Below are 6738 nucleotides of genomic sequence, written 5' to 3'. Positions count from 1 at the left end.
GTCATAGATATCCTCCATGAGTTCTTCTGTTGCCGCATAGGTATTGGTGTCGCAGATGACCAGCGGGGATATGTACTCTCTAAGCATTCCCTCTGACATCTCTTCTTCAAGCTTCTCTACTGCTCCGGCTTCTATCAAAATCTCTTTCACTGCAATCTGGTGTTCCCTGCCGCAGCTGCAAGGTCGGGCAAAATCGTCCGCATCAACTCGCATTTAAATTCTTCCTCCTGACTTTCTTGATTAAACTTAATTTTCTATAGGCATAGTTCATTGGTATTATACATGATTTTCCAGTAAAAATCAATCATTGTGCATGTGGCTGACAGTAGTAACTTACATTATTTCCGGCCCCTGCATGATACTCTATAAATTAAGGTAATTATATACAATCTTCGAAATGTTCTGTATATTTGTCACTGCAGTACCTTCCGGACAGTTCTCAGACATTACACATAAGATATAAGTTGTCTTTTCTCCATAGATAATCGCAATATCATGCTGGTCCTGATCTGTTTCACCGGTCTTATTGGCCGACTTGATCCCGTCCGGCAGTCCCTGCGGGATTTTCCAGGTGTTCTCCTGGTTTGACAAAAGATTCAGCATTGCTTCTGAAGCTTCTTTGCTGACACATTCTCCATTGTAAATCTTCTCAAGCAGTGTGCCGCAGTCTTTTACGGAAGTCATATTTCTGCCGCCCAGACTCTCCTGCGCAGAAGCTGCCGGGTGCAGAGTATGCTGTACCGTAGTTTCCGTGTAGCCCTCTTTTTTCAGGTATTTATTGATATCTTCAGCGCCTTTTTTGAAATCAAGAGCATCTGTCTGAAGCTTCACCAATTCGTTGCAGGATTCGTTATCGCTGACCGTGATCATATTCCATAAGAGATCATCCAGCTTCACTTCTGCTGTTTTCACGTCTGTAGTATTCAGCTTCTTCTCTTCATTTGCTTTTACCTGTTCCATATCCTGGTATGTTTTTGCCATTACGAAGGCCTTGATCAGGCTGGCAGAATACAGTTGGGTATCGTTGATCACGATTTCTTTGTCTTCGTTAAGGTCTTTGACATATACACTCCAGTTTCCCTGATATCCGGACAGGATGTTCTCAAGCTGAGGTTTGAGATTATCAATTCCCAGGTTATCCAGATTCAGGACTTTTCCTGTATCGTCTACGATAAATCCATCTGAAGTCACGGTACTCTCCTGCAGCAGCGCTCCATTTATACCGCCAAAATAGTAACTTCCATCAAAATTTATCTCATAACAGTTCATTTCAAGGGAATGGATCCCCGGCTCTGTTACCATTCTGCCATTTTCATCAAAATAGTAGTAGCCGTTCAGAGTAATCCCGTCTATTGCCAGGTTGTCAATATATCTTACCTGTGGCGCTGCAGACAGGCGGCCCAGATTATTTACAAAATAGAATCCGTCAAATTTCTCTGCAGTCTGGGTTGTCTGCGCTGCCTGCGCATCTGCTTCTGTTGTTTCATCTGCCTTATTCTCAAATGCCGCAACACTTTTTAAACGTTCCATATGTGGATTGCAGGCTTTAAACTTACCATCCGTATCATGGTAGTAATATCCGTCAAATACTGTTCCGTCTATTTCATAATCGTGAAAATAATGAACCTCTGCCTGAGTACTTCTGGCACCGTTCACATCCAGACAGTAGAATCCGTCACTCTTCATAATATATTTGCCGCTTCCGTCACCTATAGGCTGAATCTGCGCCTGTTCTGTGACAGAGGACAGGCTCTGCTGTGCTGCCGGAACATAATGTGGAAAAGCCATCATTATCGAGACAGCTCCTGCCAAAGTGCCTGCCGCTATAAAAGATTTCGCTGTTCTTTTGTTTTTTCTCATGTGCAACTCCTTTTACAGTTACTTTCCATGTTGTCACTGCTGTTTTCTAAGCATCCTGCGAAAATCCTGCAGAATATTTTCAGAAACCATTTTTTCATTTATCATTTCAACTCATGTTATTTTACAGTAAGCAAAGTATATATTGTTTTTTTCAGGATAGCAACATTTTTATCCTTTTTCCAGTAAAGCCCTGCTTTTTAATCTTGAGCACTGCCATTTTCCTGATTTGATAACTGTCCACTTTCCTTTACGCTATTCCAGAAATGATCAAGCTGTTCTTCTACTGTATTTAAAGTGCAGTTTCCACGGTCAGACCATTCTGCCGGAAAGAGATTCCGGTAATCGCTTCCCGCGAAACGTTCATCCAGTAGAAGTATGATTCCTGTATCTTCCTGCGTTCTGATCACTCGCCCTGCAGACTGCAGTACTTTATTCATTCCCGGATAACGATAGGCATAGTCAAATCCGCTGGCTCCTTTTTTATCATAATATTGTCTCAGTATTTCTCTCTGTATTCCAATCTGCGGCAGGCCGGTTCCCACAATGATCGCCCCGATCAATTTCTCTCCCATCAGGTCAATTCCTTCCGAGAAAATACCGCCCATCACGCAAAATCCTACCAGTGTCCCCTCTGATGTGGAAAACTCTTCCAGAAACTCTTCTTTCTCCTGTTCGTGCATTCCCGATGTCTGCGCAATACAGCGCACCCAATCAACTGAAAATTCATTTTCATACACATCCAGCACATCTTCCATAAATTTATAAGAAGGAAAGAATACCATATAATTTCCTTTTCTCGTCCATACTGTTTTGGCAATATACGATGCGATCCTGTGATACTCCTCATATCCTCTTCTGGTGTAACGGCTGCTCACATCACGGCCTGTAAGAATACATCGCTTCTCCTGTTGAAAAGGTGACGGAACATAAATCCCATAGTCGTCCTTTCTGGTGCTCAGAAGCGTCCGGTAATAGTCCATAGGAAGAAGCGTTGCTGAAAAGAACACGGTACTCTTTCCTTTCTCCAGGCATCTGCCGATGTTTGCCGCAGGATTTACGCAGAAAAGCCGCAGGACTACTTTTCCCTGATCTCCGATTTCTGTATAGACCACATAATTCTCATCCAACAGTTCATCAATATTCAGAAAATCTCTGACGCAGAAATAAAATTCCAGGAGCTGTTCCGGCAATTCTTTTCCACGAAGCTCTTCCAGCAGTTTATCCATTTCACCCATGACCTGCAGTATGCTCAGAGAAACAGCACCCGGATTCTGCAGGATTTCGTAATCTCCACATTCCTTTTCCAGCGTAAGCAGGTGCCGGTTTACCTTTTCCAATGCCTTTACAAGGCCTTTGCTGTAATCTGCTGCCAGCTTCTTTGCTTCCAGTACATCTGCTCTGTCCACATAGGCGCTGTACATTTCCCTGCCTCTGTCCACCAGATTGTGTGCTTCGTCGATCAGGAAGATATAATCTCCCGAAGTTCCTTCTCCGAAAAATCTCTTCAGATATACATTCGGGTCAAATACATAATTATAATCGCAGATCACTGCATCTACCCAGACTGCAAGATCCAGACATAGTTCAAACGGGCATACCTGCCACTTTTTTGCATACTCAAGCAGAGTTTCCCTGTCATATCTGTCCTGCGTAGTCCACAACTCATAGACCGCATCATTGACCCTGTCCAGATGTCCTCTTGCCCAGAGACAGTTCTCCGGATTGCATTCTACTTTATCGCAGAAGCATAATTTTTCTTTTGCAGTGATGGTGATCACTTTGAATTTCAGACCATGCTCCCTCAATATGGAAAAGGCTTCTTCTGCTACGGTTCTGGTGATCGTCTTTGCTGTAAGATAGAAGATATTTTCGCCCATTCCTGCGCCGACTGCTCTTACCGCTGGAAAAATCGTAGACATGGTTTTGCCTACGCCTGTAGGTGCCTGAATAAAAATCTGGCGTTCTGTGGATATCGTATGGTATACACTGGATACGATTTTCCGCTGTCCCTCCCGATATTCAAAAGGAAACTCCAGATTACTCATGGATGCATTTCGTTCTTTTTTCCATGCAAGCTGATAGGCGATCCATTTGTGATATCTGTCCAGCAGATCCTGATACCATTGTCTGAGTTCTTCCAGCGTATGGTCTTCCCTGAAATATCGAAGTTCCTCTGTATCCAGATTTCCGTAGGTCATCTGCACTCCGATCTTCTCAAGCTGCTGCTCCTGTGCATAGATCCGCGCATAGCACATTGCCTGGGCACGGTGGACTTCTACCGGCTGCTCAAACTGGCTGACATCTGCATAAACGCCCTTAATCTCATCAATGTAATACTGGTCATTTTCTGTGAATATTCCGTCAGCTCTGCCCTCTACCTGAATGTCCACATCTTTGTATTCTGTTATATATTTCAGGGAAACCTCTGCTCTGTAGTGGCTTCCCATACGGCCCTGTATCTTTCTGTGAAGTCTGCTGCCTTTCAGCATTGCTTCTTTGTCCGCAGAACCTCTGCGGTTGTCAAGGTCACCGCTTTTCAGTATAAACTCCACCAGATTTCTGACGGAAATGCGAACCAACGGTTTCTCCATATCTGCCTCCTGCATCCTAAAAGTTATTTTTCCTCACCATATGAGTGATCCACTGACCAATTCGCCTGATCACCTAATGCCTAATTATTCCTTCAGGTATAATATACGATTATAGCACATCTTCCTCATTCATAAAACGCAAAAGCCACCGGAAATCTATATACAGATTCCCGGCGGCCTGTTACATTCTTCAACTTCTGTATGGCTGAATCTTCAGAATTCAGCTTATTGTCTAATGTGTTAATTATATCTGAGTAAGTACAAAAATATCATAAATTGCTTTTACAGCAGCTTCGAAATCTCTGTTCTCAACACCGATGATGATGTTCAGCTCACTGGATCCCTGATCGATCATCTTAACGTTTACATTTGCATGGGCAAGTGCAGAGAAGATTCTGCCTGCTGTACCTCTCTGGGATTTCATTCCGCGTCCTACAACTGCAATCAGTGCAAGGTCAGATTCCATTTCTACGAAATCCGGCTGTACTGCACGATGGATTCCTGCGATTACCTGCTGTTCTTTTTCCTCAAATTCATCCTGATGTACATATACAGTCAGTGTATCGATTCCGGATGGGATATGTTCAAAACTGATTCCCTGATCTTCGAATACCTGAAGAACTTTACGTCCGAAACCAACTTCGCTGTTCATCATGGATTTCTCGATATTGATGGAGCAGAAGCCTTTCTTTCCGGCAATACCGGTAATTGTATATTTCGGTTTCTTGCATGTGCTTTCTACAATGAAAGTACCTTTATCTTCTGGTTTGTTTGTATTCTTGATGTTGATCGGGATTCCCTCTTTACGAACAGGGAAGATTGCATCTTCATGAAGAACAGTTGCACCCATGTAAGAAAGCTCACGAAGCTCTCTGTATGTGATTGTCTCGATCACTGCCGGATTCTCTACGATTCTCGGGTCTGTTACAAGGAAACCGGAAACGTCTGTCCAGTTCTCATAGAGATCTGCTTTGATTGCTTTTGCAACAAGGGAACCTGTTACATCAGATCCACCTCTGGAGAATGTCTTAACTGTTCCATCTTCATATGCACCGTAGAATCCCGGGATTACGGCACGTTCACATTTTGCAAGTCTCTTGGAAAGAAGCTTGTCTGTCTTGTCTGCATCGAAGTTTCCGTTCTTATCAAAACGGATTACGGTTGCTGCGTCTACAAATTCATAGCCAAGGTAAGCTGCCATTACTTTACCATTGAGGAACTCGCCTCTGGATGCTGCGTAATCAGAACCTGCCTGCGCTTTGAAATCTTTTTCGATCTGTGCAAATTCGTCTTCTAAAGAAAGGTCCAGTTTCAGACCACGGATGATCTCGTAGTATCTCTCTTTGATTTCCTGTAAAACAGCTCCGAAATCTTCGCCCTTTACTGCGATGTTGTAGCATTTATAAAGTAAATCGGTAACTTTGGTATCTCCGTCAAATCTTTTTCCAGGTGCGGACGGAACCACATAACGTCTACTCTCATCACTTCTGATGATCTCTCCTACTTTCTCAAACTGCTGTGCATTTGCCAGAGAACTTCCTCCGAATTTTACAATTTTCTTCATCTTTCCTGCTCCTCATATGTCACTAAATATTTTCAGACCGATCTCCCATCAGTCTTTGTCACTCTACCAACATAAAGTCTGTTTAATATTGTATTGAATAAACGCCAATTTTGCAAGCCTTTCTTACAGAAATATCCGAAAATGGTTATTTTCCACAATCTGCCGGGGATTCCTGCTGTTTTTTTACAAAATCTGTCACATTATAAACACGGAGGATATCTCCCTCCACACGAAAATGAATGTCCTTCTCTCCAAAAGGCATTCCGTAAGACCGTTCCGGATCATTCTGATAAGCAGGACGGGGATCATCTGCAAGCACTGCGATCAGAGCCTCTCTGCTTTCCCCGGGTATTTTTTCCAGAAGCTCCTGGGGAAATTCCACATTCAGATGGTGATCTTTGGAATATTCGGTAAAACTTCCCGTTGCTTCCGGATGGCAGTCTGCATAAGGAATATACGGTTTAATATCGAAAATCGGTGTTCCATTCATCAGATCTGCACCTTCTACATAGAGTACAGGGCTGTCCGGCTCATCCAGAGCTACTTTCTCAAGCTTCACACAGGATAATCCTATGGAATTGGGGCGGAAGGGAGATCTTGTGGCAAAAACTCCTTTTCTCACATTTCCCCCAAGCCTGGGCGGGCGGACAGTCGGTGACCATTTTCACCTCTTTGCCTCCGAAAACTACCAGATCAGCCAGATATGACTAAACACCTCCAGAC

General features: G+C 43.5%; 4 protein-coding genes and 2 pseudogenes. All 6 read right to left on the bottom strand.

The features are described from left to right. A pseudogene (locus tag ACTNES_RS18480) lies at positions 1-213 on the bottom strand (sn-glycerol-1-phosphate dehydrogenase); the annotation flags it as partial. 150 nt (positions 214-363) lie between these two features. After that, positions 364-1860 (bottom strand): serine hydrolase, encoded by a 1497-nt coding sequence (locus ACTNES_RS18475; protein ID WP_291804770.1) that lies wholly within the window; start codon positions 1858-1860, stop codon positions 364-366. Positions 1861-2057: 197 nt separating this feature from the next. Next, positions 2058-4451 (bottom strand): ATP-dependent DNA helicase, encoded by a 2394-nt coding sequence (locus tag ACTNES_RS18470; RefSeq protein ID WP_441040334.1) that lies wholly within the window; start codon positions 4449-4451, stop codon positions 2058-2060. Positions 4452-4695: 244 nt separating this feature from the next. Then, complete coding sequence (locus ACTNES_RS18465) at positions 4696-6015, bottom strand: aspartate kinase (RefSeq protein ID WP_291804766.1); 1320 nt, start codon at positions 6013-6015, stop codon at positions 4696-4698. A 145-nt stretch (positions 6016-6160) separates the two neighbouring features. Then, complete coding sequence (locus ACTNES_RS18460) at positions 6161-6397, bottom strand: hypothetical protein (RefSeq protein WP_441040335.1); 237 nt, start codon at positions 6395-6397, stop codon at positions 6161-6163. Positions 6398-6466: 69 nt separating this feature from the next. After that, positions 6467-6661, bottom strand: a pseudogene (locus tag ACTNES_RS18455) (SAM-dependent methyltransferase); the annotation flags it as partial. Between the last annotated feature and the right edge of the window lie 77 nt (positions 6662-6738).

The sequence above is a fragment of the Blautia sp. HCP3S3_D9 genome, from assembly GCF_052063845.1.
Classification (GTDB): Bacteria; Bacillota; Clostridia; order Lachnospirales; family Lachnospiraceae; genus Blautia_A.
Note: the sequence above shows the minus strand (reverse complement) of the source record. Positions and strands in the feature narration are given on the sequence as shown.